Origin of the sequence: Nocardia takedensis NBRC 100417 (assembly GCF_000308695.1) — a bacterium.
GTDB lineage: Bacteria > Actinomycetota > Actinomycetes > Mycobacteriales > Mycobacteriaceae > Nocardia > Nocardia takedensis.
Window position 1 is genome coordinate 30,331 of the sequence record NZ_BAGG01000031.1, and the last position, 24,377, is coordinate 54,707.

Below are 24,377 nucleotides of genomic sequence, written 5' to 3' on the forward strand. Positions count from 1 at the left end.
CGATGAGCTGGGAAAAGCCGGAGATCTGCATAGTGCGTGTGCGGCGGAACGACAGGTGGCGAGCGGAATTCGTCATCGATGGACGTCTTTTCGACAATGCCGACGATCTCCGGCGGGCCACGGACCAGGCATTCCTCGAGATCAACGGTCGGCCGATCGTCGCGGAGTTCGAGACGAGTGACGTGGGAAAAGGTGAGCCGCCGCTGCGCTTGCCGTCCTGGGAGGAATACCGCAAGACGTTGGGTCCGCGCCCCGAGTCGGCAGAGTTAACTCGGGGGCGGCCTGATCCATACGCGCACGGGGCGTGGCTTTCGAGCCACGCCCCGTTTCACGTGTTGTGCGCGATCCGTCCGCGCACCGGCGGCTATCCACCTTCGGAGGAGGAAATCCGCCGCGCACTGAAACGGCACGCGGCCTGTACGGCGATTCTCCGAAGACCGTCCGTCGACCGGAGAGAGTGGCACCGTGAACAACGTCCGTCCGACCCCGCTGTGGCGCTCCGGTGACCTGCTGCTGACCGACGGCGGCCTGGAGACGACCCTCGTCTTCCACAACGGCCTCGACCTGCCGGATTTCGCGGCGTTCCCGCTGCTGAGCGACGGGTTCGGCCGCGAGGTGTTGCGCGACTACTACCGCCGCTACGTCCACATCGCCCGCCGACACGGTCTGGACATCGTGTTGGACACCCCGACCTGGCGCGCGTCGGCCGATTGGGGTGCGCGTCTCGGCTACGACGCGCAGCGGTTGCGTGCGGTGAACGGCGAGGCGGTCGATCTCGTGCGTGGCATCGGCGCGGAATGCACCGAGGTGCGCGTGCTGGTGTCCGGCAATGTCGGCCCGCGCGGTGACGGCTACCAGGTCGGCACTCGGATGTCGGCCGCGCAGGCCGAGGACTACCACCGTCCGCAGATCGCCGCGCTCGCGCGGGCGGGCGCCGACCTGATCACCGTTCTGACGATGACCTATCCGGAGGAGGCGATCGGCGTCGCACGCGCCGCGCGATCCGAAAAAGCCTCCATAGCCGTCGGTTTCACCGTCGAGACCGATGGAAGACTTCCGTCCGGGCACACCTTGGCCGACGCCGTGGCAACCGTCGACGCCGCCACCGACGGCTACCCCCTCCACTACGGCATCAACTGCGCCCACCCGGACCACTTCCGGTCCGCCCTCGGCGCCGACCCCTGGACCGCCCGCCTCGGCCTGCTGCGCGCCAACGCCTCACGCGCGAGTCACGCCGAATTGGACGAGCCGACCGAACTCGACGCGGGCGATCCGACCGAACTCGCCGAACAGTACGCCGCACTGCGTGACCTGCTGCCGAATCTCACGGTCCTGGGCGGGTGTTGCGGCACCGACCACCGCCACATCGCCGCGGTGGCCATGGCTTGCGCGGGCGGCCGATCCGCGTGAGTCCGACTGGTGCCGAACGCCTTACGGATATCGGTCAGACCCGACGCGCGGCGTGCCAGTCACGGTCGAACTGTCGCAGCGCCGATTCCAGGTAGACCGGTTCGATGGTGAATCCGCCCTGTGCGTCCTCGCGTTGGACGTTCATGTAAGCCCAGACGCCTTCGGCCGTGATACTTCCTCGATGGCGCTCGCGCAGGATGGGTTCGCGCTGTTCCACCAGCGGCATGTCGAGGTCGAGAATGCAGACCGCGCACACCAATTCCTGGCGGAGGTGTCGGAACTGGAGATTGTCCCGCACGATATCGCGGGACACTCCCGCGCCTTCGATCAATTCCCGCAGTCGGTTCACCTGTGGGCCGAGTCCGTCGATGTCGCCGTAGAGCAGATACTCGTAGGTCCGTCCCTGGTGGAGATTGTTCACCACCACTTCGAAGAAGGGGCCCGGTTCACCGTCGCTGATGTCGGACTGGAAGATCCGGGTCATCACTCGCACCCGCCGGGTGCAGGTTTCCATCCCGATGGCCTCGGCATTGGTCACGAAGCCGACGGGGGCCGAGTAGTCGCCGAGTTCGGCCAGTGCCCGGGCGGTGGAACTGATCTCGTTCTGCAGCGTCCGGGCGATGCGCGAGAACATGTCGAGGTGCCGTCCCCCGAGATCGCTCGCTTCGGCGATGGCCATCCGGATCTGGGCCTTCATCAGCGTGGATTCGTCCCCTGCCACCACTTCCGGACGCTCGCCGAAAATGAGGTAGTCCATGCTCACGTCGAAGAACTGTGCGATGCCGATCAGCGCGTCGAAACTGGGCTTCGCCCGGCCGTGTAGATAGTGCGACACGGTCGCCTCGTTGACATGGATCGCGCGCGCCAACTTTTTTCTGCTACTCGATATCGAGGGCGATTCGATGAGCGAGCGCAGGGTTGCGGGAAACGCAACGGGCCGTGGCTCTTGCGTCAAGATCATTACCTCCACCACTGGGCGTCGGCCCGGTTTCCCGATCGACGATATTCAGAATATAGGCCGCTATAACGCTACGACGCGTCGAGCTTGCCACGAACGCGCGTTCGTCGCTACCGTGAAGTCGGACAACAGAAGTGTTCACCGTGGTGGGAAGTGAGGAGTGTTCCGCATCCGGTGAAAAGCGGTAGTCGGACGCCGTCCGTCTGCTGCATTGTTGATCTCATCCGCCGATATCCACACGCAGCTGGCTGTATTGCCATGCTCGAAAACAAGGAATCCGACCATGAGGTCTGTCTTGCGACGGCAGCCAACCCTGACCGAATATGAAACGGCTGGGCTTCAGATTGAATGCAATCTCGCCGACGGGCATGCGAAGTTGGACCCCGATACGGTGACGTTCACCCCGGAACTCCTCGAAACTCTCGCCTCGGCACGACAGGGAGACCTGGAGACCGAATTCCTCGACACGCTGATCCGTCATGGCTCCGCCCTGCCGCATCGTGATGTCGTCTTCTTTCCCTCCGCGAGCCTGGCCATCGACGCCGTCGCGAAACTGCTCATGGCCGAGGAGCGGCGTCGGGTCGCGTTGATCGAGCCGACATTCGACAGTCTCGCGCTGCTGCTGAAGCGGGCGGGAGCGACGATGAGTCCCCTTCGTGAGAACGTCGACGACGTTCTGGACGCCGTGCGAACCCACGATGCCGTATTCCTCTGCGTCCCCAACAATCCCACCGGATGGCACCCGGGTTCCGAGTTCTGGCCGCGGCTGGGCAGCCTGCTCGAACGCCATGACACCGTGCTCGTCGTGGACCGGACCTTCAAGTTCTTGGGCGCACCCGATGCCGCCCTGGATGAACTGGTCGAGAACCACCCCATGGTGATCGCCATCGAGGACACCGGCAAGATCTGGTCGACTCTCGAATGCAAAGTGTCCATGGTCGTCACCGGTAACAAGGACATGCGTGAGTTGGTCCGCGAGATCGGCGCCGAGATCACCCTCAACGTGTCTCCGGTGAGCCTCTACCTCTGCGCGCGGGTGATCGAAGCGGACCGGGGCGCCGAACGTCTCGGACGCGCGATCGGTCGCAATGCCGAGATATTGGGGCCCGCGATGCGGACGCTGGGATTGACCGGTGTGACAGCGCTGAGTTTCGCGCTCGCCGAGATACCGGAGCACTTCGCCGGCGATGACGTCGCATTCGTCGACCTCATGCACGGACACGGATTGGCTCTGCTGCCGGTCAGCAAATTCTTCTGGTCCGGTGCGAATACCGTGACGAATCGGGTCCGGATATCGCTGGCACGTCCGGAGCGACAGATCGCCCGGGCGGCCGAGATCATGAGGTCGCCATCGGTTCGGGCAGCTCTCGCGAACTGATCGTCATCGAAGAGGAAGGGAGGCGCATACACCCGAGCCCGCGGTGGCAAGGGCTCGACAATTTCGAGCAGTAGCAGTATCGACGACCGGCACGGTCGATCGGGGGTATCCATCATGAAGCAGTCACCTATTGTCCTCGTTACCGGATCGAGCATCGATCCGGACAAGCTGGAGCCGCTCGTGCGCGCGGGGTGCGTTGTTCGCGCTGTCGACGAGGAGCTTCGCACCGAGGACGAACTGGTCCGAGCGCTCGACGAGGTTCGGGTCTACCTGCTCGGGGGGGACGAGTTCGCGACAGCGAAAGCCATAGAATCCTCGCCCGCCCTCGAGCTCATCGCCTTCCTGGGGGTCGGGTACGAGAGCTTCATGGACGTGGAGGCTGTCCGCGAGTACGGCGTCCGCGTCACCAATACGCCGAACATCTCGAGTAATTCGGTGGCCGAGTTCACCATCGGGCAGCTGTTGAATTGCCGACGGAGACTCACCGAGTACACCATCGGCTACGCCGACGGACTCAACGGTGACGAGCAGAAGCTGCGTGACATCCACGGACATCCGGTCGGGATCATCGGTATGGGCGGGATCGGTACACGGATCACCGAAATCCTGACCCGCGGGTTCGGCGCCGAAGTGAGCTACTACAGCCGAACTCGCAAGAGGGATGTGGAGGACGAACTCGGCGTCGTCTATCGCGAGTTGACCGACCTGTTCTCGACCGTGGAATCGGTGATAGTGATGATCCCGGGAAACAGCGACACCGCCGGGCTCATCGGTGACGAGCAGTTGCGGCGACTTCCGGAAGGAAGCGTTCTGGTCAACACCGCTCGCGCCGAAGTCGTGAACCCCGTCGATCTGCTCGCGCATCTGAAGTCGGGACGGATCGGGGCCGCGGCTTTCGACGGGTTCTATCGCGATGATCTGCCGGTCACGCAGGAGCTGAAGAGGTTGCAGCCGAGTCCACTGTCGATCACCGGGTCCATCGCGTCCTTGACGCACGACGCACGCGACGCCATGGCCTGCCGAACAGTGGGATCCATTCTGAACTTCCTTCGCCACGGCACCGACGAATTCCTCGTCGAGTAGCCGACCACGCCCAGAGGAGCCGGCCGATCAACTCTCCGATCCGCGGCCGGCTCCGAGGCTTTCCAGCGGAGTCGACGCCTCGAGCCACTCACGCAGCTCGAGGATTTCCCGACTGCGTGAATAGGCGGGTTTGACGTTGTCGATGATCTGGAGAACTCTCCTGGGGATCTGACCGACCCGAAACTCCGCGGGCAAGGTGTCCCACATCGAGGTGATCGTCGTACTGCCCGCGTCCAGTTCACCCGCGCCCATTCGCAGATCGGCTTCATCGAGTCGCAGCAACGCGCGGCCGACCTCGTCCTGCCGCGCGAAGGGCAATTCCATGGCCCGGTCCCGAAGGATGTCGGCCGTCGCGCGTTCGCCGATGACGGTCAGCGCGTTCGACTGGTGCCAGCGCAGGAAGTACTCGGTCACATGCAATCCGTCGGCCGTCGTTTCCGAGTCCGGCAATTCGGCGAACATCCGGTCGGCTTTGCGTACCGCGTCGAGAGTCGCGCGACGACTGCCTGTTCGCGCACGCGCCCCCGCTTCGGCGAGGTAGCCGAATACGGCGGCGGCGTTCGGTGCGCTGCCGCCCGCCGTCTGGGCTACCTGCGCTGCGGAGATCCCCGCGGCGAACGACTGTCCGTAGCAGGTACAGGCATCGCAGATGTGTCCGGCGACCCATGCCTCGACGGTCGGGTCCTCGGCCCGCCGCGCCGCTCGCCGGGCGACGCCGAACCACTCGAACGTGTGCTCCATTCCCGCGACGTCGTTCAGTCGGATCGCGATGAATCCCGCGTTCTTCGCGTATACCCGGTGTAGCCGTCGTTGCAGGTCGGCGGAGGTGACGGTGAGCAGACTGGCTTCCACGCGACCGAGGTCGACCATTCGGGCGGAGACGAATTCCGCCGGCGCGGCGGTGTAGAGCGAGTACCCGCTTTCTTCGACGAGTTCTTCCAGAAGAGTGACATACGCGAGCATGGACCGACTGCCCGCGGGGACTGTGTCCTCGGACAATCCCGCGAGTCCGATCGGTGGCGGCGCGGACATCAACACCGAACTCGCCGCGGCCGAGCTGAGGAAATGTCGGCGGTTCACGGCTTCCTCGATTCTGGTTTCGAGGACCGGTTCGGGCTCGGAGTAATCGTGTCCGAATCCGAGCCGATCCGGCCGGGAGCGATACAGGTAGCACAGCGCGTCCAGATAGCGGGAGGTCGGCACATCACGGCCGGTTTCCCACTGCGACATGCGTTGATGCGCCAGACCTTCCCGCGGTGTGCCGCGAGTGCGCAGGATCTCCTTCAGCAGTTCGGTCGCCTCGACCAGCGTGAACCCATGGGCAATGCGATATGCCCGAAGGAGTGAGACGTGACAATGTCGATGAATGGCCGACGCGGCGTCGTGTTTCGATCCACCCGACGCCGCGACGCTATTGGCCAGGCGGCGCCCACAGGTGCTGCTGTGTTGACTCGTCACTGCCCTTCCGGCCTCCCCGGCGCGGCATATTTTCCCAGGTTACCCGGATTCTATCGGGTCGCTGACCGCTGACCGCGCATTCGGGTCCCGGCTCCGAAATCAAGGGGGCTATCCCATCGGGGAGAGGCATTTCGCCACCGTATCCATGCCGCCGCCGGGTGTCGACCCGCCGCCCGACTCTGCACGCGACGCGTGCAGAGCGCTCACGCGCAGCGGACACCGAGGCGAAGAAACTCGTGCACGGCTTCCTGTTCCGCGAGTGTGGGCATTACGCGATACAGCACGTTCCGGCGCCCGGCCGGACTTTCCCGAAGCGGAGGTGAGCATGAGCATTCATGCCACTGACTGGACCATCACCAGCGAGACGACACCCGAATGGGCCTATCGGGTCACCGAGGGAGACGGAGACGTCTGGCGGCTCACCTGGCTGCCCGACAGATCCCTCACTCGCGAACAGGCCATGGCGGGAATGGAATTCGACGAGATCGTCAGTGTCCTCGGGTCCGTCGACGATCGGTTCGCCCAAGCGACCGCCCGGCGCTGCGCCGACCGGCTCGGAATCCTCTGGGAGCACGCGCTGATCCTGTTGTGGAAGCGGATGCAGGGCCGACTCGTCCGCGCCGCCGAGCGCGTGGCGCACCAGCGGTAGGAAATACGCGCGGTGCCCGTCGAGGGGTCGGGCACTCGCCGGGGCTCACGTGCCCCCATCTCGGCTCGGCACGTGAGTTCGGCCGTTATCTACGGAGCACGAGAAGACGCACCACCGCCAGGCCGAGCAGCGTCGTGGTCGCGAACCCGCCGCTACCGGCGAGCACCGCCTGCCACAGCGGAGATCCCGCCACCAGCGCGACGAGTAGCGCGAGAAGGGCGACGATGGCGGCGAATTCGGCGACGAGGGCCAGAGCCAGGAGCAGGACGGCCGACTGGTAGCGGTCGCGTCGGGACGTACTGGGGGAGTCGAGCTTCTGTGGAGCCATGACCATGCTTTCCTCGGTACAGAGTCAGGTGCGGATCGAGCGGCCGTGCACGCGTCGAACGGCCGGGAATGCGAGTGTCAGTCCTCGGTTTCGACCGTGATGGCCGCTAGTCGGACTTCCAGGGCCGCGGCGACGCGACAGGCGATGGCGTAGGTGCAGCCACGCCGGCCGGCCTCGATATTGGCCAGATGCGAGGGGCTGATGTGGATTCGACCGGCCAGGGCGCGTCGGGGGAGACCCTGCGCTTCACGGAGGGCGCGGATCGTCTCGCCGACCCGGTCTGCATCTTTCAATGCCATATGTGCATCGTAGCTATAACTGGGCAGCAGTTGCCATTTTGAATAGGAAGCAGCTTCCAGTCAGCGAATCGGTTCTGGTCAGCGTTCGGGGATGACCTGCGTAGCTATTCTGGCGTAACCGGGCACCGGAGTGGCAGAGTATGCCTATGGCGGCCACTGCGGACTGGAAACACCTGGCAGGTCAGGTGATCGAGCGACGTCGAGAACTCGGGATGCCGACCCGCGGACACTTCGCCCGCGCCACCGGGCTCAGCTACCGACTCCTCGGCGATCTGGAACGCGGCACCCGGGGCGTCTCGGAAGGGACGCTGGCCTTGGTGGAACAGGCGCTGGGGTGGGTGCCGGGCAGCGCGCGCGACGTCCTGCACGGCGGCCCGCCGTTGGTCGGCGCGGGGCCCGCTGTACTCACCGCCGCGACCGCGGTCCGGCCGCGCGAGCGCCGCGAATCCCGTTCGGCGCTACGCGCGTTGACCGACGGTTACCGGCTGGCCACCGAGATAGCCGAAGCGGGCGCGGACGAACACGGGGCCCGCCTGTTCGAGATCCTCGGCGACATCGCACACGAGTTGACGGCGAACCCCAACGCCCACCTCGTCACGAACGGACCCGGCAGCGCCGCCGAACCGTACCGCACCTCCGTCCCGACCGTGCTGCGCATGGCACTGGGCGACTACCTGCGCCACCTGCGCCAGAAGAATGCCCTCGGAACGGCGGAAGTGGAACGCGCGCTGAAGTGTCCGCCGAACTTCCTCCCCGAACTCGAAGCCGGTCGCGCGACCTTCGAGGAAGACCTCGTCCGCCGCCTGCTACACGTGTACGACGTCGACCAGGCCGACATCGTCGACGAGATCGTGCGACTCGCCGCCGACGCGGGCCGATCCGGATGGTGGACCCGCTACGACGACGTCCTGCCACCGTGGTTCCAGACCTACGTCAGCCTCGAACAGACCGCCGACACCATCCGCGCCTTCGAAGGCGCCTACGTCCCCGGCCTCCTGCAAACCGGCGACTACGCCCGCGCGCTGATCGGCCGATCGCAAGGCACCGCGGTGGTCGGCGCGGGCGAAGTCGAAACGCAGGTGGAGGTACGGATGCAACGCCAGACCGTGCTGTTCCGCCCCAACCCCGTCCGACTGTGGGCCATCATCGACGAGAACGCGCTGTTCTGGCTCCCCAGTCCGCACGACAGCGTCACCGGCCGCCTCGACCACCGGCGATACCGCCACCAGATGCACTCGATCTACCGCGAGCAGATCGACCACCTCATCTTCATGGCCCGCAAACGCCACATCACCCTGCAGATCCGCCGCCGCGCCGCCACCACCCGCGAACTGTCCCACTCGTTCAGCCTGCTGCGCTTCGACTTCCAACGCTCCCGCCGCCCCGACCTCGTCTACATCGAACACCTCACCAACGCCATCTACATGGACAACCCCCGAGAAGTCGAACCCTACGCAGCCCTCTTCGACCGCCTCGGCGTAGCCGCCCTCTCACCCGCCGACTCCATCGACTACCTCAAACAACTCAGCCGCAACCTCACCGACCACCCCGAATCCGTAGAAGCCGCCCGCCGAACCGTCCCTTCCCCCGAGCCCTCCAGCTCGCAGTCTTCCTGACACGCCGTGCTGTCGGGCCGAGCGCATACGCGGCCGAGGACGCGGTCGTGTCGAGACCGCGACCACCATCGTGTTGGACGCAGAGCTTCGATCTATCGTCACAGCCGGAGTCGTCACTCACCGTCAGGAACGACATGCGCAAATAATTCTCGTGCTGCCCCTGCGTATTCGGTTCAGACTCTGGTGCGCGGTCGGTTGGAAACCGGTCCTATGTCAATATCCGCTGAACTGCCCGCCTGTGCAGTCACGTGTGTCGATCCACGGCCGGGAATGCTGCAACCTGCACACCGATGACCGACTGTCACAGTCCGTTGACCTAGCCCATGGATCCCCGTCAGGTCCACGTGGACCGATCAACGGACGCCACGAACACGCGTCGGCGAGAGCGTCCGCAGAAAGACCACTACTATCGACGGTCGAGCAGTCTATTGTCATGGTGGGTCGTGCGGGCTTGGGCGATACAGATATCGTGGCAACAGATTTCATCTGCTGCGTGACACTGCGGTTTCCAGGTAGAGCGTCGAGTTCGGCATCGTGGTCTCGTGTCCGCTGGCGTACGGGTGGTCGGGAGGGAAGAGAGTGATCAGTTCGCAAGACGCCGATGTACCGACACAGGTTCGTCAAGTCGAGAGGGCGCTACGGATGATCTACATCGAATCCGGCCTGCTGGATATCAGCGACCTCGACGGTCGTCCCGCGTCCGATGTCGAGCCTCGTGCGATGTCACGGGCTCTCACCGCTCAGGCGGTGCGTATCGTCACCGGATTCGGCCATCAGGAGGCGGCTCTCACGGTGATCGACGGAGTGTCGGACCAGGGAATCGACGCCATCGCGGTGGTTGATGGCACCGACCCCCACATCTATCTCGTCCAGGCCAAGTGGAGCAAGAACGGGAAGGCGCACAGCGACCGTGGGGCGGTGCTGGAACTGCTGGCCGGACTACGCCTGATCGATGACGGAGATTTCGCGCCGTTCAACCCGCGCGGCAGGGCGCTCGCCGAGCGCGCGCACGCCGAGATGACCAGACTGCCGGTGCCGGTGACGCAGGTCGTGGTGTTGATGCGCGCTGACAGAGTGACCGATGGATTCACCGAGGCGCTGGCCAACGGTGAAAAGGAGTTCAATCGGCATGGTGAGATTCTCGACCACCGGGTCATCCTCTCTCCCGAGGTATGGGAGTCGATCCGGAAGGACCTCACGCCTCCGCCGGTGAATCTCGACGTGGACCTTTTCCCGTGGTTCGAGCTCGGCTCGCCCTACCCGTCGTTCCAGGGTGTGATGAACGCAGGTGAGATCGCTCGATGGGTCGAGAACGGTTCCGATCTGTTCAATGCGAATATCCGCAATCCGCTCGGCCGAACACCCATCAACAACGCGCTGATCGCCACACTTACCGACGAGCCCGCCAACTTCTGGTATTTCAACAATGGCATCACCGTGCTGTGCGATTCCGCCGATCGGACCAACCAGTCGATGCGTGCACCTCATAATCGACCTCTGTCGCTGGTCCTGCGTGGTGCGAGCGTCGTCAATGGCGCCCAGACGGTGAAATCCATTGCGGAGGCCGTTCATCGGGAAGAGGCTGCCGCCGAGGCTCAGGTGAATGTTCGCATCATCGTCACCAACGGATCTTCGCAGTTCGCCAAGCAGACGACACAGGCGACCAATCGCCAGAACCGGGTCGAAGCCAGGGATTTCATAGCCTTGGAGCCGATCCAGGCCGGGATCATGGAGGAGATGCGGGCCGAACTCGGCCTCGACTACAGCGTACGCCGCGGCGAACTCGAACCACCGGCGGATGCCGGCTGCTCGGTGGTGGAGGCAGCATGCGCGTTGGCGTGCGCCCACCCGGACAGCCAGTATGCCGCGCGCATCGCGACAACGTTGGATGTGCTGTGGGAGCGCGGCTCACAAGGGATCTACGACGTGTTGTTCCGACCGCAGCCGAGCGTCTATCTGCTGTGGAACGCGGTTCTTGTCCTGCGCGCGGTTCAGAGCAGTCTGCACAAGCTGCGTGGCCGTTTCGAGCGCCGCGGTGTCGTGTTGATGGATCACGGCAAATACCTGCTGGCACACCTCGTGTTCCGCAAGCTCGATGCCGACGGCATGGATGAACCCGATCGCGATCTTCCGTGGTCCGAGCGCGCGGTCGCTGAGGTCCCCGATCTGGTGAAGCAACTGGTTCCGGTGGTTGCCACGACGATCGATGCTTTGTACGGGGAACGTTCCCAACTGCCAGTCGTGTGCTCGGACGTTGTCAGGTGCCGGGAGATCACCGACCAGGTTCTGCATGGATCACCAGCCTCGGAGACGGCGGCACGACGCTACCGCAAGAGCACACAGCAACGTCAACGCCGCCGCCCGAATGCCGTGACGGTGTTGATCGACAAAGGCGTGCTCGCAGAGGGCACCCCTCTTGTCCTGTCGAACAATTTCCCTGTGGAAACAGCCGCTCTGGAAAGCTGGCTCGCCAAGGACGCGCGACGTGGCCGCGCGACGTGGGTTCCGCACCGTCAACGTCCGATCCTGTGGGCAGCCGACGGTAAGCAGTATTCGCCATCGGGCCTGATTTCGCATATGTGGGAGCTCGCCGAGTGGGCGGCACGGCCTGTCGCCAATCAAGGAACGACTCGTTGGATGACTCACGAGGAGGAGACACTCGCTGACTTGGCGAGAAGAGCCCTCGATGACCTCGAGGACGCCGAAATGGACATCGCAGCCGGAGACTGACGAGCGCCGGGCTTGTCCGCGTGGTCAGCCGATTGGTGTCGACGCAGGTCAGGGTCCCGCAATTCCATTAGGATATGTCCGGGAGCAACATCGCAGTAGGGGAGCCGAATGTCGACCGTGGATCCGAGACTGCTGGATGCTGCCCGAGAATCGGTCAATTTCGGATCGCTGGCCCGCATCGAGCCGCTGCTCACCATCTACGGGGCGGGCGCCGAGTCCGGTGTCTACACCGATCCGAATGGGGCGCTGATCAAATGCCGTCAATTCGGCGAGGTGCTGGCCGAGCAGTTGATCCGCCGCAGTGGCACCCGCTTCAGAGGTTCTAAACAGTTTGACCGGATCACAGCGCTCGAACGCGCGGGAGTGCTCACCAAAGCCGCCGCCGCGACACTGCACGACGTCCGCAAGATCGGCAACGAGGCCACCCACAGCCACCTGTTCAACGTCCGATCCGCACTGTGGTCGGTCGAGCAATGCTGGCATCTGGGCAACCTGCTGCGACACGCTGTGTTCCCTGATGATCTGAGGCCCCGCAGCTTCATCGCCCCGCAGCCCCCCGCGCCACCGCAGGTCGTCGATGTCGGTGATCAGGCCGCGCTCGACGCGATCAACCGTCAACTCGCTGCCTCGCAGACCGAGCTGACCGAGACCTTGACCGTGCTCGACGCCGCCAAGACCGCGCAGGCGGCCGAGGCCGAAGCACGTCGAGCCGCAGAGGTGGAACTCGCGAATGCCCGGGACCGCGAGCGGGCGGTCGCCGAGCGATTGGCAGCTCTCGAGCAGCAGCTCGCAGCGTTGCAGCGGTCGGGTGCGCTTGCCTCCCACGAACCGGAGAAGGTATCGGTCGCCGCTGGCAACTCCTTCTCCAAGGCTTTTCGTCGCCGTCCCCCGCTCAACGAGGTACAGGCCCGTCGCGTCATCGACGCTCAGCTCGCGGCGGCGGGGTGGGCGGTCCAGGACTGCGCGGATGTCAACCCGCACGAGCGGATCGGCGTTGCGGTGCGCGAATTCCCCCTCGCGACCGGCTACGCCGACTACCTGCTGTATGTCGACGGCAAGATCGTCGGCGTGATCGAGGCCAAGCGTGAGGGCACCGCACTCGTCGGAGTCGAGGAGCAGACCGCGAAGTACTCGGTGGGGCTCCAGAAGGAGGATCAACTCGCGGCTTGGCGGCGCGGCGAAGCGCTGCCTTTTCTCTACGAGTCCACCGGCGCGGAAACCCGGTTCACCAACCGACTCGATCCGAAGCCGCGGTCGCGAGAGGTTTTCACTTTCGCCAGGCCGCAGACGATCAGATCGTGGATGCAGCAAGCTGACGAGCGTCCCGACGCACCGACCTTCCGCGCTCGACTGCAACATCTCCCTGTTCTCGACGCGAATGGGCTGCGCCCGAACCAGATCCAGGCCATTGAGGGAATCGAGAAATCCCTCGCTGCCAACCATCCTCGAGGGCTCGTGCAGATGGCCACCGGCGCGGGCAAGACCTTCACGGCGGTGACGTCGAGCTACCGATTGATCAAACACGCGGGAGCATCGAAGATCCTGTTCCTCGTTGATCGCAACAACCTGGGCGAACAGGCCCAGTCGGAGTTCGACAACTACGTGCCGGTCGATGATGGCCGCCGCTTCGGCGACATCTACAACGTGCAACGCCTCGCGGGTCGTGCCGTCCTCGGCTCGACGAACGTCGCGATCTCCACCATCCAGCGTTTGTTCCTGATGCTCCAAGGGAAGGAATTGCCCGAGGCGGATGCCGACGACGATCTGGACGGCGACTCGGTCGAGCCCGATGGGCCGGTGGACGCGGTCTACAACCCGGACGTACCGCCGGAGTCGTTCGACCTGATCATCGTCGATGAATGCCATCGTTCCATCTACGGGCGCTGGCGGGCGGTGCTCGACTACTTCGACGCCCCGATCATCGGACTGACCGCCACCCCGACGAAGCAGACTCTCGGCTTCTTCGACCGGAACCTGGTCAGCGAGTACACGTACGAGGAGTCGGTGATCGACGGGGTCAACGTTCCGTTCGACGTCTACAAGATCCGGACGCGAATCACCGAGGAGGGGGCCACCATCGAGGCGAGAACGGTGGTCCCTGTGCGCGACCGCCGTACTCGGGCTCAACGCTATCTCGAGCTGGACGAGGACTTCTCGTACACCGGCGAGGCGATCGGCAAGGATGTGATCACCGAGGACCAGATCCGACTGGTGCTCACGACGTTTCGGGACCGCCTCTACACCGAGATCTTCCCCGGCCGTTCGGCGGTGCCGAAGACCCTCATCTTCGCGAAGACCGATGCGCACGCGGACATGGTCGTCGAGCAGGTGCGCGAGGTTTTCGACGAGAGTGCCGACTTCGCCGCGAAGATCACTTACAAGTCGAAGGGTGAGGGCAATGATCCCAGGCGACTGTTGCAAGACTTCCGCAACAGCCCGTCGTTGCGGGTCGCGGTCACAGTGGACATGATCGCCACAGGCACTGACGTGCGCGCGATCGAGTGCGTGTTCTTTCTGCGGTCGGTCCGTTCCGCGGTGTACTTCGAGCAGATGAAGGGCCGCGGCTCCCGGATCATCGGGGCGGATGACTACGCGGCGCTGACTCCGGATGTCCCCAAGGGCGTCAAGAAGGACCGGTTCGTCATCATCGACGCGGTCGGTGTCACCGACTCGCCACTGGTGGATGTGACGCCGATGGAGCGCGCCCCCTCGGTGTCACTGGAGAAACTGCTACAGAAGGCGGGCACCCTGACGATCACGCCCGACGAGGCGTCCAGCTTGGCGGTGCGGCTGGCGAAGCTGGCCTCGCAACTCGACCCCGCGGAGTCCGCCGAACTGGCCGAAGCCGCAGGCGGAGTCGAGTTGCGTGAGATCGCGAAGCGGATCGCGGACGCCAGTGACAGCGACGCCGTGCTCTCCGCCGAGCGGCGTGGCGGGAACGCGGAAGTGGCCGAGCAGATTCACGACGGCATCGCCCCGCTCGCAGGCAACCCGGAGCTGCGCCGGGCGATCCTCGACATCCGCCGCAAGAAGGACCTGATCTTCGATCAGGTCAACGCGGACACACTGCTCGGCACCGACCGTGTCGCCTACGGCAAGGGCACGCACGAGCCGGTCCGTTCGTTCCGCGAGTACCTGGCCGAGCACCGAGACGAGATCGCGGTGCTGCAAGTGTTGTACGGCAGCGCTCCTGGCCGACCGACGTACGCGCAACTCAAGGCCCTCGCCGAGAAGGTGGCGCGGGTGCCCGCGATCGGAAGCATCGAAGCGTTGTGGCAGGCCTACGCCGACCTCGGCGAATTGGCCGACCCGGAGCACAAGGTCGAGGTGCCGGATCTCGTGTCGATCCTGCGGTTCGAGCTGGCCAAGGACGCCGGCGTGGGAAGCGACTCGAAGATCCGGCCTTTCGCCTCCGAGGTGGAGGACCGGCTCGCGGCCTTGCTGGCCGAGCAGCAGCGGAGAGGCGTCGAGTTCACCGGCGAGCAGCGTCGCTGGCTCGGCGTCATCGTGGATGTGGTGAAAACCAACGTCGCAGTGGAGATCGCCGACCTCGACCAGATACCGTTCAGCGACCTCGGTGGCAGCCAGCGGTTCGCGACCGACTTCAAGATCACGAGTAGAGAGGCAGCCTTGCAGTTGCTGGATGAGCTGAATACGGAACTGATCGCATGATGGAGCGAACTCTGCCGACGGGGTGGATGTGGACGACGTTGGGCGACGTAGCCGTTGTCTCACCACGAGATCCGGCACTTGTTTTCGGCGCGCAATTCGTCACGATGAGCGCGGTCGAAGTGGGATCACGCCACCCGGTCTCGTACGAGCAGCGCGGTAGCCGCGCTGGGGTTCGTGCGCGCTGCAATGATGTGCTCTTCGCGCGAATTACTCCCTGTCTTGAGAACGGCAAGGTTGCACTGCTGCCGCCCGATGCGCCGCCGACCGGCGGTAGTACCGAATTCATCGTCATCCGCCCAACATCCGCTGTCGATCCCGTATTTCTCTACTACTGGTGTTTACATCCGGACGTGAGGGACGACGCTCAGCATCAAATGGCCGGTGTCACCGGGCGTATGCGACTTGCGGGGAGCGATCTGTCGAAGTTCGATTTCCCACTACCCCCAATCGCCGAGCAGCGGCGCATCGTCGAGGTTCTCGAAGATCATCTCTCCCGCTTGGACGTGGCCGAGCAAGGCGTTTCCGACGTGCATCGGCGAACATCGAGACTCGTTCGTAGGCTGATCGCGTCTCGAGTCGGGTGCCCATGGCCTGCCCATTGGTCCGTGCGAACCGTAGCGGAAGCGGGCCGGATCGACCTCGGTCGTCAACGACACCCCGACTGGCACGATGGTGAACACATGCGTCCCTACCTGCGAGTCGCCAATGTATTCGAAGACCGACTCGACCTTTCCGACGTGATGGAGATGGATTTCCCGCCGGAGGTTTTCGAGCGATTCCGTCTCGTTCCCGGCGATATCCTCTTGAATGAGGGGCAGAGCCCGCATCTGCTCGGTCGACCCGCGATGTATCGTGGGAATCCGCCAGAGATCGCTTTCACCAATAGCTTGATTCGTTTCCGAGCCGTCGAAGATGTGCTTCCTGAATGGGCCCTTATGGTTTTTCGGCACTATATGCATTCAGGCAGATTTACCAAGGAGGTGCGAATCACTACCAATATCGCGCATCTTTCCGTGAACCGCTTCAAGACGATCGAGTTCCCTGTACCGCCGACAATCGAGCAACAGGCCATACTTTCGGCCCTCGAACGTGATCTCGAGCAGGCGCGAAGACTCGAAACGGGGTTGCCGACGATTCGGTCGAAGTCTGCCGCGCTCCGCCGCTCCCTCCTTCGCGCGGCATTCAACGGCGAACTGGTCGACCAAGACCCCACCGACGAGCCCGCCGACCTCACGCTGGCGACAATCAAGGATCAGCAGCCGAGTGGCGTGCCGCGTCGAAGCCGGAAAGCGGTGGCCGCGAATTGACCGGGTCCCGGCGTGCACATCCGACACGGTCTCGGGTCTTCGGCTCTTCTTCTCGAGATGAGGTCCGCAGCCACGGCTTCGATACCGGTACGGCTACCCTCGACCGGTGAGCAACGCCGCGGAACTGCGCCGCCTCGTCGACAAACTCTGGAGCTACTGCGACGTCCTGCGGGATGCCGGAGTCTCCGCCATCGATTACGTTGAGCAGCTCAGCTTCCTGCTGTTCCTGAAGATGGCGGACGAGCGCCAGCGGAACTTCATGAACCCGGTTCAGATCCTACCGGCGAGCCTCGACATCTCGTGGGGCCGCCTCACGGACCTCGACGGTGTCGCGCTCGAGGCGGAGTACCGCCGAATTCTGAGCGAACTCGGAAAAGAGACCACCAACCTCGGTGTCGTCTTCCGTAAGGCGCAAAACCGGATTCAGGAACCGGCGCTGTTGCGCAAGCTCGTGGTGGACCTGATCGGGTCCGAGAACTGGTCGAGTATCGGCGGCGACCTCAACGGCGACGCCTACGAGGGGCTCTTGCAGAAGTCCGCCTCGGATGTGAAGTCCGGCGCGGGTCAGTACTTCACCCCGCGCACGCTTATCCACGCCATCGTGGATGTGATGCGCCCGACACCGGCCGAGACCATCGTCGACCCCGCGTGCGGAACGGGCGGATTCCTGCTGGCCGCGGTCGATTACCTGCGCGCCCATCACAACGACTCCATCACCCCCGAACAGCGCACAGCGCTGAGCGAGGGGCGGACCGTCCGCGGCGTCGAACTGGTCGACGGCACCGCCCGGCTCGCGACGATGAACATGTTTCTGCATGGCATCGGGCAGGCGACCGGCGACCCGGTGATCGACGTTCACGACGCACTGGCGACGAAACCCGCCCGCTCGGCCTCGATGGTGCTGGCCAATCCACCCTTCGGGAAGAAGTCGTCGATCACCGTCGTCGGGGACGACGGCCGGGCCGAGCGCGAGGATGTCGCCTACAACCGTCAGGACTTCTGGGTCACGACCACGAACAAGCAACTCAACTTCGTCCAGCACATCGCGTCGCTCCTCGCGATCGACGGCCGTGCTGCGGTGGTCGTGCCGGACAATGTGCTGTTCGAGGGTGGCGCCGGTGAGCAGATCCGCAGGCGCCTGCTCAAGGAGTACGACGTCCACACTCTGCTACGGCTGCCGACGGGAATCTTCTACGCGGGCGGCGTCAAGGCGAATGTGCTGTTCTTCGATCGCAAACAGGCTCGGCCTGGCCAACCGTGGACGGACAAGTTGTGGGTTTACGACTTCCGTACCGGCGAACACTTCACCCTCAAGCAGCGGCCGCTGCGTGACGAGCACCTTGCCCCGTTCATCGAGGCGTTCAACGCCGACGACCGATCCGCTCGGATCGAGTCCGAGCGATTCAAGCCCTATGCGTACGACGAGCTGATCGCCAGGGACAAGGCGAACCTCGACATCACGTGGCTCAAGGACCCATCGCTGACCGATGCCGACGACGGAGTCCCGCCGGAGATCCTCGCGCAAGAGATCGTGGAGGACCTGACCGCCGCACTCGCCGAGTTCTCCGCCGTCGCCGACGCGTTGGCGGCCCGCGCCACCGAGGTCGCGAATCGGGACTGAATCGGCGGCGGCCGGTATGAGCGAAGGCGTTCACACCTACTCGCGCAGTTCCGAGAGACGCGTTTGACCCGTGCGCGTGCTGGTCGGCGCGCCACATAGAGACGGGGCAAGGGAAGTCCCGACTGAGATCCCCCACCGTCTACCGCACATGCCGCCAAGGGGCGAGGACCAATCATTCGCGCAACGATGCCCATGGGATGGAGTCGAACTCGCGTCGCTCGGCATGGCAATCCCGGCAGCCGTCATGGGTGCGATCGCGCGTGCTCGCCGGCACGAGCAGAAGTCGCTTCGAGCGCACGGGAGCGATCCTCGGGTGTACTCGGTGAGCACACCCGTGGAGCATCAGCCGCCCATATCACCATGCCCGCAGACAGCTCCGACCGTCAAGACTTCTTCGAGCGAAGCCCGAACATAAGACGGCGAAAACCCAGGTGTCTGATCGTCGATCGTCCGGATCTGGGACGGCTGCGCCTGGCAGAGCAAACCCGGCGGCCGGACGCGTCGACAGCGAGCGGGGCAGGGAGACCGTGATGTAAAGCAGGCATGCGGCATTCATTCTCGTGCCAGCGCGCTGATCCACCCAACGTCCATCTATCCTGATTCTGCGCGTTCGTGCCACTTTTCGAGTCGGTGATGCGATTGGTCCCGCAGGTGGACAAGCTGTTCTGGTGTCCGTGCCCGGCCGCCCTGGTGGTGGACGGCGGCGATCTGACCTTGCTTGTGCCGAAGGTTCGCAGATCGCCAGTGCCGGGTGCTAAGAGTCTGGGGCCGGCGTTGCTCCCGCGGCGGTTGCGATTCGGTCGATGTGCCGTGCGAGCTCGAAGTCCAGTGCGGTCAGTTTCCGTCCGGAGTCGTGGGTCGTGATCCTGAACTCCACTCGCTGCCAGGTGATCAGGATGTCGGGGTGGTGGCTGACCTCCCGTGCCTTCGCCGCGACGTACACAGCGAGGTGGACGCACTCGTGGTAGGTGTGAGCAAAGGTGCGGGTGATCTCGTCGCCGTCGCGTTTCCAGCCCGGTAGGGCTGTCAGGGCGGCGGCGATCTGGTCGTCGTCGAGCGCGGGCGGCGGTGTGGTCATGCGACGGACCCCACGATCGCCCGGAGTTCACGACCGGCCGAGGTGTTCGCCCACTGGTGCGAATGCGTGGGGAGCGCCTTCAGCTCGCGGCGGAGTCTGGCCGATCCTGTTCGTCCGAGTACCTCGACTGCTTCGGCGGCTGCCCAGACAGCGCGGTCGGGGTCTGGCACTTTCGCGAGTGCGGCGGATTGGCGTGCTCGGAACACGGCGTTGTCGCGGCGGGCGAGTTCGGGCAGGGTGTCGATGATCTCGTCCCACAGCACTACCGCGGCGGCGGCGTCGTGCGCGGTTCCGGTGCGCCCATAGCAGATGGCGCGCTGGACTTGGATGTGATGAGGGGTCCGGCGGCTGGCGTTTCCCCATGGGTGGTGGTCATCGACTTTGTCGACGAGGTGGGCGGCATCGTCGAGCAGGCGGTCGGCGGTGGCGCGGTCGCCCAGCATGGCGTGGCCTTGGGCTTCGTGTTGGAGTGCGATCACCCGACATTTCGGGGACAGCTCTCGTTCGGGCGTTCGAGCGGCCCGTGCGTATTCCACGACTACTCGACCGTCGTCCTGGTCCAGGGCGAGCATCGCCATGTTGGACAGCGCGTAGGAGAGTATCTGCCGATCACCGGATCGGTGGGCCAGCGCCAGAGTGGTGCAGCGCCATTCCGTCGATGCGGAGAGGTCGCCCGAGTCCTGGTAGAGCCAACCGAGGAGTGCTGCGTAGGCGGCCCCGGTTTCGAGTAGGTCATGGCGCGTGGGGTCGTCGGTCTCGCTCGCCAGGCGGATGATCAGCTCGGTCTGAGCCCGCACCGTGGGAATCAGGTGAATCGAACCCAGGTATGCGTCCGCGGTGTAGTGCCCGGCGAGCTGGGCGCGGAAGTAGTCCACGAGTTCGGGTCGAGAACAGCTGCTTTTCAGCGCGTCGACGGAGTCGCTCGACCGGGCGGTGGTACCCGCTCCGAGTGCCAATCCGACTACGGAGCCGGTCATCACCTGGAGAAATGTCTTGCGTTCCACAGGGTCCTCCCATGCCGCGTCTCGGGCGCTCTCCTGCACGGTAGTCGCGCTCGGATGAGGAACAGAGGTGGTGGTGTAGGGCTGCTGTGGGGATTCGAGGACGAGTTCGGCGCTCGCCGCGCGGCGGACGTGACGCTCGCGCCAGACCGCTTCGCCTTCGGCCAGGATCTGCTCGAAGCGGGCGCGGTCCTCTGCTGTCGCGCGCTGCTCCAGCGTGGTATCCAGGATCTCCTGCATTCTGGGGCGAGGAGTGACGGTTCCCAGTCCCGACCGCCAATTGGCGACCGTCGTGGTGTCTATGCCGAGCGTCGCGGCGAAATCACGGATCGACCTGCGCATCGCCTCCTGAAGGGCAGCCGCTTCGAAACCGGTCCATTCCCGCCCTCTGACCATTGATTTTCCTATGTCTCCGACGCTCGTCCGGGGCAAATTCGCACGCTGTCCGAACGATACCCGAACGCTGTGCCGTATCGACCGACAAACGTTGTGGACCAGGGTGAATGAGGTATCCGGCACCGGGGCGACGCTGCCCCTCCCGCCATTCGGGGCAGCGCATCGGCCGCCGTAATGATGCGGGTGCCGATGGCCGAACAGCCCCCGGTGCCGGATACCCAGCAACCGAACATCGCAGGGGCGGAGGCAATCATGGGGTCTTCCTGGCTCGATTCAGATATTGGCAGTAGTGGCGCGGCGCGGGCGGAGTCGATCGATCGTGTCGGGAGTGAGGGGAGATTCGCCCTTCGCGCCGCGGCGGAGCGGACGGCGCAGGACGAGTACTACGGTTGTCTCGGCTTTCTGCGGAGCCTGCCGAACGACGAGCGAATGGCCGCCTTCGCGGCGCGCCTCGAACAGGCAGGGCCACCGGCTCCGGTATGGCATGACAGCGCGCGTGGGTGGTTGAACTGGCACATCCGCTACGTGCCCACGGTCGAGGAGTTCGCGCAACTGCTGGAGCGGTTGGCGACCGAGGGGTTGTTGACCAGCGTCGAAGCTGCTTCTTATACGGGGACTTCGGCTGCCGAAGCGGTCGCCGAGATCGCGGCCAAGGTGCAGGCCATCGACGCCATATCCCGGGCTCACGACCGTGGGCAGGTCTCGTGAGCGACACCGCTGTTCCCGCTGCCGGTACTACCGCAGCGCGTGCCAGCTCCCGGCGGTCGTGGATCCGAAGACCGGAAGCATCAGTTTCCGTACCGGAATGGTGTGGGCACTCGAGATGTCCTCGGAGGTGGCGCAATTGGTCAAGATCGATCTGGATCGCCGACGCCTCGGCGGTGGACCGATCATCAGCCACCCGCGCGGTGCGCAGTGGACTTTTTTGGTTCCTCCGACATTCCCGCCGGCGTCATCGCGCGCGATGAATCGCTGTGGGGTGACAGGGTGCGGTTGCTCGCGCGCGGCGAACTGGTCGGGTTGCCGTCACCGTCGGGGTGCGGGGTGTTCTATCGCGGGTGGATTCACGCCGCTCACAGCCCGCACCGGCCATCGGGGTTGGCAGTGGTCGAGTCCGCCCGGTCGGTGTTGCGGGCGATGACCCCGGTGGAGACGACCGCGGAACTGCCCGCGATCACCACCGCACACGATTAAAGCCATCCCCATGACCATGTCGCGTTATCCGGCCGGGGCGCGGCGTGTGGTGTCAGGGAATTTCGCGGAACCCCGACCGTGCGGGGAGCGATGTGCCTGCAACTCCGGTCACATCGGGTGCCTTCCGCGAAGGAATCCCGCTCTCCCGGCTGATCCAGTGTTCGCGAAAAGGAGGGTAGAACTGTTGTCACTGAGAGCGATCGGACTGCTACACCTCGGCTTCGCCGACGAGATCCTGTCGTCGCAGACCACCATCGAAGCCCTTGCCGAACGGTATGAGTACACGCTGGTGAACATCCTGTCGATCGACTACGACACCTTCGTGCCGACCACGCTCATCGTCGACACCGCCGCCAAGGCCCGAGCTGCGGTGATAATCGCCGCCGACTTGGAACACTTCGGCACCGCCTACAAGGCCGTGCCCCGCGTCTGTCCCGTGCTGTTACCGACCGGACTCATCCCCGCCCACGTTGCCTAACTACGATCAGTGATTTCGGCATTGATTAGGCCGGAACTCGTTTTGTTTCCAGCACACACGTCGGTTCTGAATGGTTCAGTCGGTGATGGGCGTGCGTGGCACAAGAGTGATGGTGAGTTCGTCGACATGACCGCCGAGGGCCAGATGCTCCCCGGTCACGTCGGTGAGGTTCCGCTCGGCGCCGGAGCGTAGGGTGTGCAGGGATACATGAGGTGGGCGGGAGCGCAGACCCGTTACGACGAGCACCCATACCGGTGTTGGGTCGAGGTCGACAGGGGTTTCGCGGTGGGCGCGAGTGGATCCGGGTGGGCCGAGTCGGTCGAACACCTCGTCTCGGCTGGCAACCAGACCGCGGCGTTTGAGTCGGCCGGCCATCTCGTGTTCGGTGACGCCGGTCGCTGCGATCAGCTCGTCCCAGGATGCCGCACGCTGCCAGCCGTCCGACAGCGCGGTGTCCATGGCCTCGCTCCAGTAGGCCTTGCCCGAGTCGACGGCATGGTCGATGAGCTGTTGTTCCCAGTCATAGTTCGGATCGTTGCGTAGTTCGGCGGCCAGCAGGGCCAGTGCCGCTCGCTTGCTGTTGCGGGCCGCACGCCGCTGCGGCGGTAGCAGCATCCGGCAGCGGGCCCGCACCGCTTCGTCGGTGCGACCGAGTTCGGCCGCCAGTTCGAGGGCTGTTCTGCCCGCTCGGACCCCCTCGACCAGGCGACGGCATTCGGCGGTCAACCACGGCTCACCGGCCCGCGCTGTGGCCACCCGCTCCGAATCGTAGGTTTCCGTCATGTGTGGTCCCTCCCTGTTTCCCCGCTGGCCTGAGCTGTTCGGCCCAGTCGGTGTTCCGGGTGGGAGTATTCCCCGCCACCCCGACAACTCCAGAGTGCACGAAAGTCGCACTGCAAGTGTCGGATTCATATCGTAGGAACGGTCCTCGTATGGCTGTCCAGCCGCCTGTTCGGGCCAGCGGCCACTGGACGGCGGCAAAGGTCGACGACAGCACCGGGGCGGCCACGGGGGCGGATGGGCGTTCCGTCGGCTGGGCGGGAAGGGGCGTCGGCACTCGTCGATTCGAGCCGGAATCTCGGTAGGCGGTCCGGCGACCAGGGATGGTTCGCGGGCGGCTCCCGCGCCGGGCGCGATTCGGACAGGAAATCGGGGTGACAGGGGACGGACCGAGCGGTTCGTGACCTGCGGTTTGTGAACGTGTTCTAGCAATTCCGGCCGCGGTCGGGTGACCGGCGCGATCGCCGGGAATGGCCTCCGCGAGCAAACATCTGGACAGTGGTCCGACGGCGGGGATTGGTGGACGCAGCGCGGGAATCCGCAGCTCAGGGTAGATGTGATCGGATCGTGTCCGTGTCTTCGCGTGGGCGAGACGAGCGGTCGGCGAGGATGCTGGAGTATGTGCGCGAGAGGGGACTTGAACCCCTACGTCCGTGGACACCAGAACCTAAATCTGGCGCGTCTGCCAATTTCGCCACTCGCGCTTGATGGTACGACCGTCCAAACTCTACCGGGCTTGACCGGGATCGCGAAGAACATGTGGCGAGTGTCGTACTCGCCGGTAACCCGACCTGGGATTATAACGGTTCAGTAACGGTCAACATGAGGGGCGCTCATGTTTCGTACGCGTTGGTAACCGGATCGACCAGCGGGTTCAAACGTGAGGAGGGGTCATGTTTCGGAAGATTCTGGTACTTCCGTGCGCGAATACCGAGTGGTAA

General features: G+C 64.6%; 20 protein-coding genes and 1 tRNA gene. 13 read left to right on the plus strand and 8 right to left on the minus strand.

Annotation, left to right across the window (positions count from 1 at the left end; all coding sequences use genetic code 11):
* Positions 1–2: 2 nt before the first annotated feature.
* Both ON30_RS38890 and ON30_RS06770 read left to right on the plus strand, forming a co-directional pair.
* Positions 3–506: a hypothetical protein gene (locus ON30_RS38890; RefSeq protein WP_157183639.1), complete on the plus strand. Its 504-nt coding sequence runs from the start codon at positions 3–5 to the stop codon at positions 504–506.
* Complete coding sequence (locus ON30_RS06770) at positions 466–1,410, plus strand: homocysteine S-methyltransferase family protein (RefSeq protein WP_051029012.1); 945 nt, start codon at positions 466–468, stop codon at positions 1,408–1,410. Before ON30_RS38890 ends, ON30_RS06770 begins: the two co-directional genes overlap by 41 nt.
* Positions 1,411–1,444: 34 nt before the next feature.
* Here the strand turns inward: ON30_RS06770 and ON30_RS35940 are convergent, their stop codons facing one another.
* Positions 1,445–2,371: a helix-turn-helix domain-containing protein gene (locus ON30_RS35940; RefSeq protein ID WP_083911188.1), complete on the minus strand. Its 927-nt coding sequence runs from the start codon at positions 2,369–2,371 to the stop codon at positions 1,445–1,447.
* A gap of 280 nt (positions 2,372–2,651) precedes the next feature.
* On the opposite strand from ON30_RS35940, the gene ON30_RS06780 reads away from it, so the two are divergent.
* On the plus strand, positions 2,652–3,746 hold the full coding sequence (locus ON30_RS06780; RefSeq protein WP_083911189.1) for a pyridoxal phosphate-dependent aminotransferase: 1,095 nt from the start codon (positions 2,652–2,654) through the stop codon (positions 3,744–3,746).
* Positions 3,747–3,860: 114 nt separating this feature from the next.
* Positions 3,861–4,829 (plus strand): 2-hydroxyacid dehydrogenase, encoded by a 969-nt coding sequence (locus ON30_RS06785; RefSeq protein ID WP_083911190.1) that lies wholly within the window; start codon positions 3,861–3,863, stop codon positions 4,827–4,829.
* 27 nt (positions 4,830–4,856) lie between these two features.
* Here the strand turns inward: ON30_RS06785 and ON30_RS06790 are convergent, their stop codons facing one another.
* Positions 4,857–6,287 carry an NsdA family TPR-like regulatory protein gene (locus tag ON30_RS06790; protein WP_501040357.1) on the minus strand — a complete coding sequence of 477 codons (1,431 nt, stop codon included), beginning with the start codon at positions 6,285–6,287 and terminating at the stop codon, positions 4,857–4,859.
* A gap of 325 nt (positions 6,288–6,612) precedes the next feature.
* Here ON30_RS06790 and ON30_RS06795 point away from each other — a divergent pair, with 325 nt between their 5' ends.
* On the plus strand, positions 6,613–6,936 hold the full coding sequence (locus ON30_RS06795) for a hypothetical protein (RefSeq protein ID WP_040704967.1): 324 nt from the start codon (positions 6,613–6,615) through the stop codon (positions 6,934–6,936).
* Positions 6,937–7,021: 85 nt separating this feature from the next.
* Here ON30_RS06795 and ON30_RS06800 read toward each other — a convergent pair whose 3' ends face one another.
* Positions 7,022–7,264, minus strand: coding sequence for a hypothetical protein (locus tag ON30_RS06800; protein WP_157183640.1), 243 nt, complete (start codon positions 7,262–7,264; stop codon positions 7,022–7,024).
* Between the two features lie 77 nt (positions 7,265–7,341).
* A complete protein-coding gene (locus ON30_RS06805) occupies positions 7,342–7,563 on the minus strand; it encodes a helix-turn-helix domain-containing protein (protein WP_040704969.1) in 222 nt (73 codons plus the stop codon).
* 146 nt (positions 7,564–7,709) lie between these two features.
* On the opposite strand from ON30_RS06805, the gene ON30_RS06810 reads away from it, so the two are divergent.
* The 5 genes from ON30_RS06810 to ON30_RS06835 all read left to right on the plus strand — a co-directional run bounded on the left by ON30_RS06810 (position 7,710) and on the right by ON30_RS06835 (position 18,509).
* Positions 7,710–9,179, plus strand: a complete 1,470-nt coding sequence (locus ON30_RS06810) for a Scr1 family TA system antitoxin-like transcriptional regulator (protein WP_157183641.1) — start codon at positions 7,710–7,712, stop codon at positions 9,177–9,179.
* A gap of 642 nt (positions 9,180–9,821) precedes the next feature.
* Positions 9,822–11,909 carry an AIPR family protein gene (locus ON30_RS06815; RefSeq protein ID WP_083911192.1) on the plus strand — a complete coding sequence of 696 codons (2,088 nt, stop codon included), beginning with the start codon at positions 9,822–9,824 and terminating at the stop codon, positions 11,907–11,909.
* A gap of 108 nt (positions 11,910–12,017) precedes the next feature.
* The gene (locus tag ON30_RS06820) at positions 12,018–15,581 is read left to right on the plus strand and encodes a type I restriction endonuclease subunit R (protein WP_083911193.1); all 3,564 of its coding nucleotides are present in this window, start codon (positions 12,018–12,020) and stop codon (positions 15,579–15,581) included.
* Positions 15,578–16,888 (plus strand): restriction endonuclease subunit S, encoded by a 1,311-nt coding sequence (locus ON30_RS37205; protein WP_083911194.1) that lies wholly within the window; start codon positions 15,578–15,580, stop codon positions 16,886–16,888. Before ON30_RS06820 ends, ON30_RS37205 begins: the two co-directional genes overlap by 4 nt.
* A 106-nt stretch (positions 16,889–16,994) precedes the next feature.
* Complete coding sequence (locus tag ON30_RS06835) at positions 16,995–18,509, plus strand: class I SAM-dependent DNA methyltransferase (protein WP_040704975.1); 1,515 nt, start codon at positions 16,995–16,997, stop codon at positions 18,507–18,509.
* A 754-nt stretch (positions 18,510–19,263) separates the two neighbouring features.
* On the opposite strand, the gene ON30_RS06840 is transcribed toward ON30_RS06835, so the two are convergent.
* Together ON30_RS06840 and ON30_RS06845 are read right to left on the minus strand one after the other, a co-directional pair.
* On the minus strand, positions 19,264–19,587 hold the full coding sequence (locus tag ON30_RS06840) for a 4a-hydroxytetrahydrobiopterin dehydratase (RefSeq protein WP_040704976.1): 324 nt from the start codon (positions 19,585–19,587) through the stop codon (positions 19,264–19,266).
* The gene (locus ON30_RS06845; RefSeq protein ID WP_157183642.1) at positions 19,584–21,107 is read right to left on the minus strand and encodes an NsdA family TPR-like regulatory protein; all 1,524 of its coding nucleotides are present in this window, start codon (positions 21,105–21,107) and stop codon (positions 19,584–19,586) included. Before ON30_RS06845 ends, ON30_RS06840 begins: the two co-directional genes overlap by 4 nt.
* Before the next feature lie 66 nt (positions 21,108–21,173).
* On the opposite strand from ON30_RS06845, the gene ON30_RS06850 reads away from it, so the two are divergent.
* The 3 genes from ON30_RS06850 to ON30_RS06860 all read left to right on the plus strand — a co-directional run bounded on the left by ON30_RS06850 (position 21,174) and on the right by ON30_RS06860 (position 22,656).
* Positions 21,174–21,692, plus strand: a complete 519-nt coding sequence (locus tag ON30_RS06850; RefSeq protein ID WP_157183643.1) for a hypothetical protein — start codon at positions 21,174–21,176, stop codon at positions 21,690–21,692.
* A gap of 207 nt (positions 21,693–21,899) precedes the next feature.
* Positions 21,900–22,178 (plus strand): hypothetical protein, encoded by a 279-nt coding sequence (locus tag ON30_RS06855; RefSeq protein WP_040704978.1) that lies wholly within the window; start codon positions 21,900–21,902, stop codon positions 22,176–22,178.
* Between the two features lie 184 nt (positions 22,179–22,362).
* Positions 22,363–22,656 (plus strand): hypothetical protein, encoded by a 294-nt coding sequence (locus ON30_RS06860; RefSeq protein WP_040704979.1) that lies wholly within the window; start codon positions 22,363–22,365, stop codon positions 22,654–22,656.
* A 75-nt stretch (positions 22,657–22,731) separates the two neighbouring features.
* Here ON30_RS06860 and ON30_RS06865 read toward each other — a convergent pair whose 3' ends face one another.
* Both ON30_RS06865 and ON30_RS06870 read right to left on the minus strand, forming a co-directional pair.
* Complete coding sequence (locus ON30_RS06865) at positions 22,732–23,439, minus strand: hypothetical protein (protein WP_040704980.1); 708 nt, start codon at positions 23,437–23,439, stop codon at positions 22,732–22,734.
* A gap of 619 nt (positions 23,440–24,058) precedes the next feature.
* Positions 24,059–24,140, minus strand: a tRNA-Leu gene (locus ON30_RS06870).
* Positions 24,141–24,377: the final 237 nt, after the last annotated feature.

Excerpts from the sequence above, each read along its gene's own strand:
- ON30_RS38890 (WP_157183639.1), top strand. The coding sequence starts at position 3 with ATGAGCTGGGAAAAGCCGGAGATCTGCATAGTGCGTGTGCGGCGGAAC.
- ON30_RS35940 (WP_083911188.1), bottom strand. The coding sequence starts at position 2,371 with ATGATCTTGACGCAAGAGCCACGGCCCGTTGCGTTTCCCGCAACCCTG.
- ON30_RS06780 (WP_083911189.1), top strand. The coding sequence starts at position 2,652 with ATGAGGTCTGTCTTGCGACGGCAGCCAACCCTGACCGAATATGAAACG.
- ON30_RS06785 (WP_083911190.1), top strand. The coding sequence starts at position 3,861 with ATGAAGCAGTCACCTATTGTCCTCGTTACCGGATCGAGCATCGATCCG.
- ON30_RS06795 (WP_040704967.1), top strand. The coding sequence starts at position 6,613 with ATGAGCATTCATGCCACTGACTGGACCATCACCAGCGAGACGACACCC.
- ON30_RS06800 (WP_157183640.1), bottom strand. The coding sequence starts at position 7,264 with ATGGCTCCACAGAAGCTCGACTCCCCCAGTACGTCCCGACGCGACCGC.
- ON30_RS06805 (WP_040704969.1), bottom strand. The coding sequence starts at position 7,563 with ATGGCATTGAAAGATGCAGACCGGGTCGGCGAGACGATCCGCGCCCTC.
- ON30_RS06810 (WP_157183641.1), top strand. The coding sequence starts at position 7,710 with ATGGCGGCCACTGCGGACTGGAAACACCTGGCAGGTCAGGTGATCGAG.
- ON30_RS06815 (WP_083911192.1), top strand. The coding sequence starts at position 9,822 with ATGATCTACATCGAATCCGGCCTGCTGGATATCAGCGACCTCGACGGT.
- ON30_RS06820 (WP_083911193.1), top strand. The coding sequence starts at position 12,018 with ATGTCGACCGTGGATCCGAGACTGCTGGATGCTGCCCGAGAATCGGTC.
- ON30_RS37205 (WP_083911194.1), top strand. The coding sequence starts at position 15,578 with ATGATGGAGCGAACTCTGCCGACGGGGTGGATGTGGACGACGTTGGGC.
- ON30_RS06840 (WP_040704976.1), bottom strand. The coding sequence starts at position 19,587 with ATGACCACACCGCCGCCCGCGCTCGACGACGACCAGATCGCCGCCGCC.
- ON30_RS06850 (WP_157183643.1), top strand. The coding sequence starts at position 21,174 with ATGGCCGAACAGCCCCCGGTGCCGGATACCCAGCAACCGAACATCGCA.
- ON30_RS06865 (WP_040704980.1), bottom strand. The coding sequence starts at position 23,439 with ATGACGGAAACCTACGATTCGGAGCGGGTGGCCACAGCGCGGGCCGGT.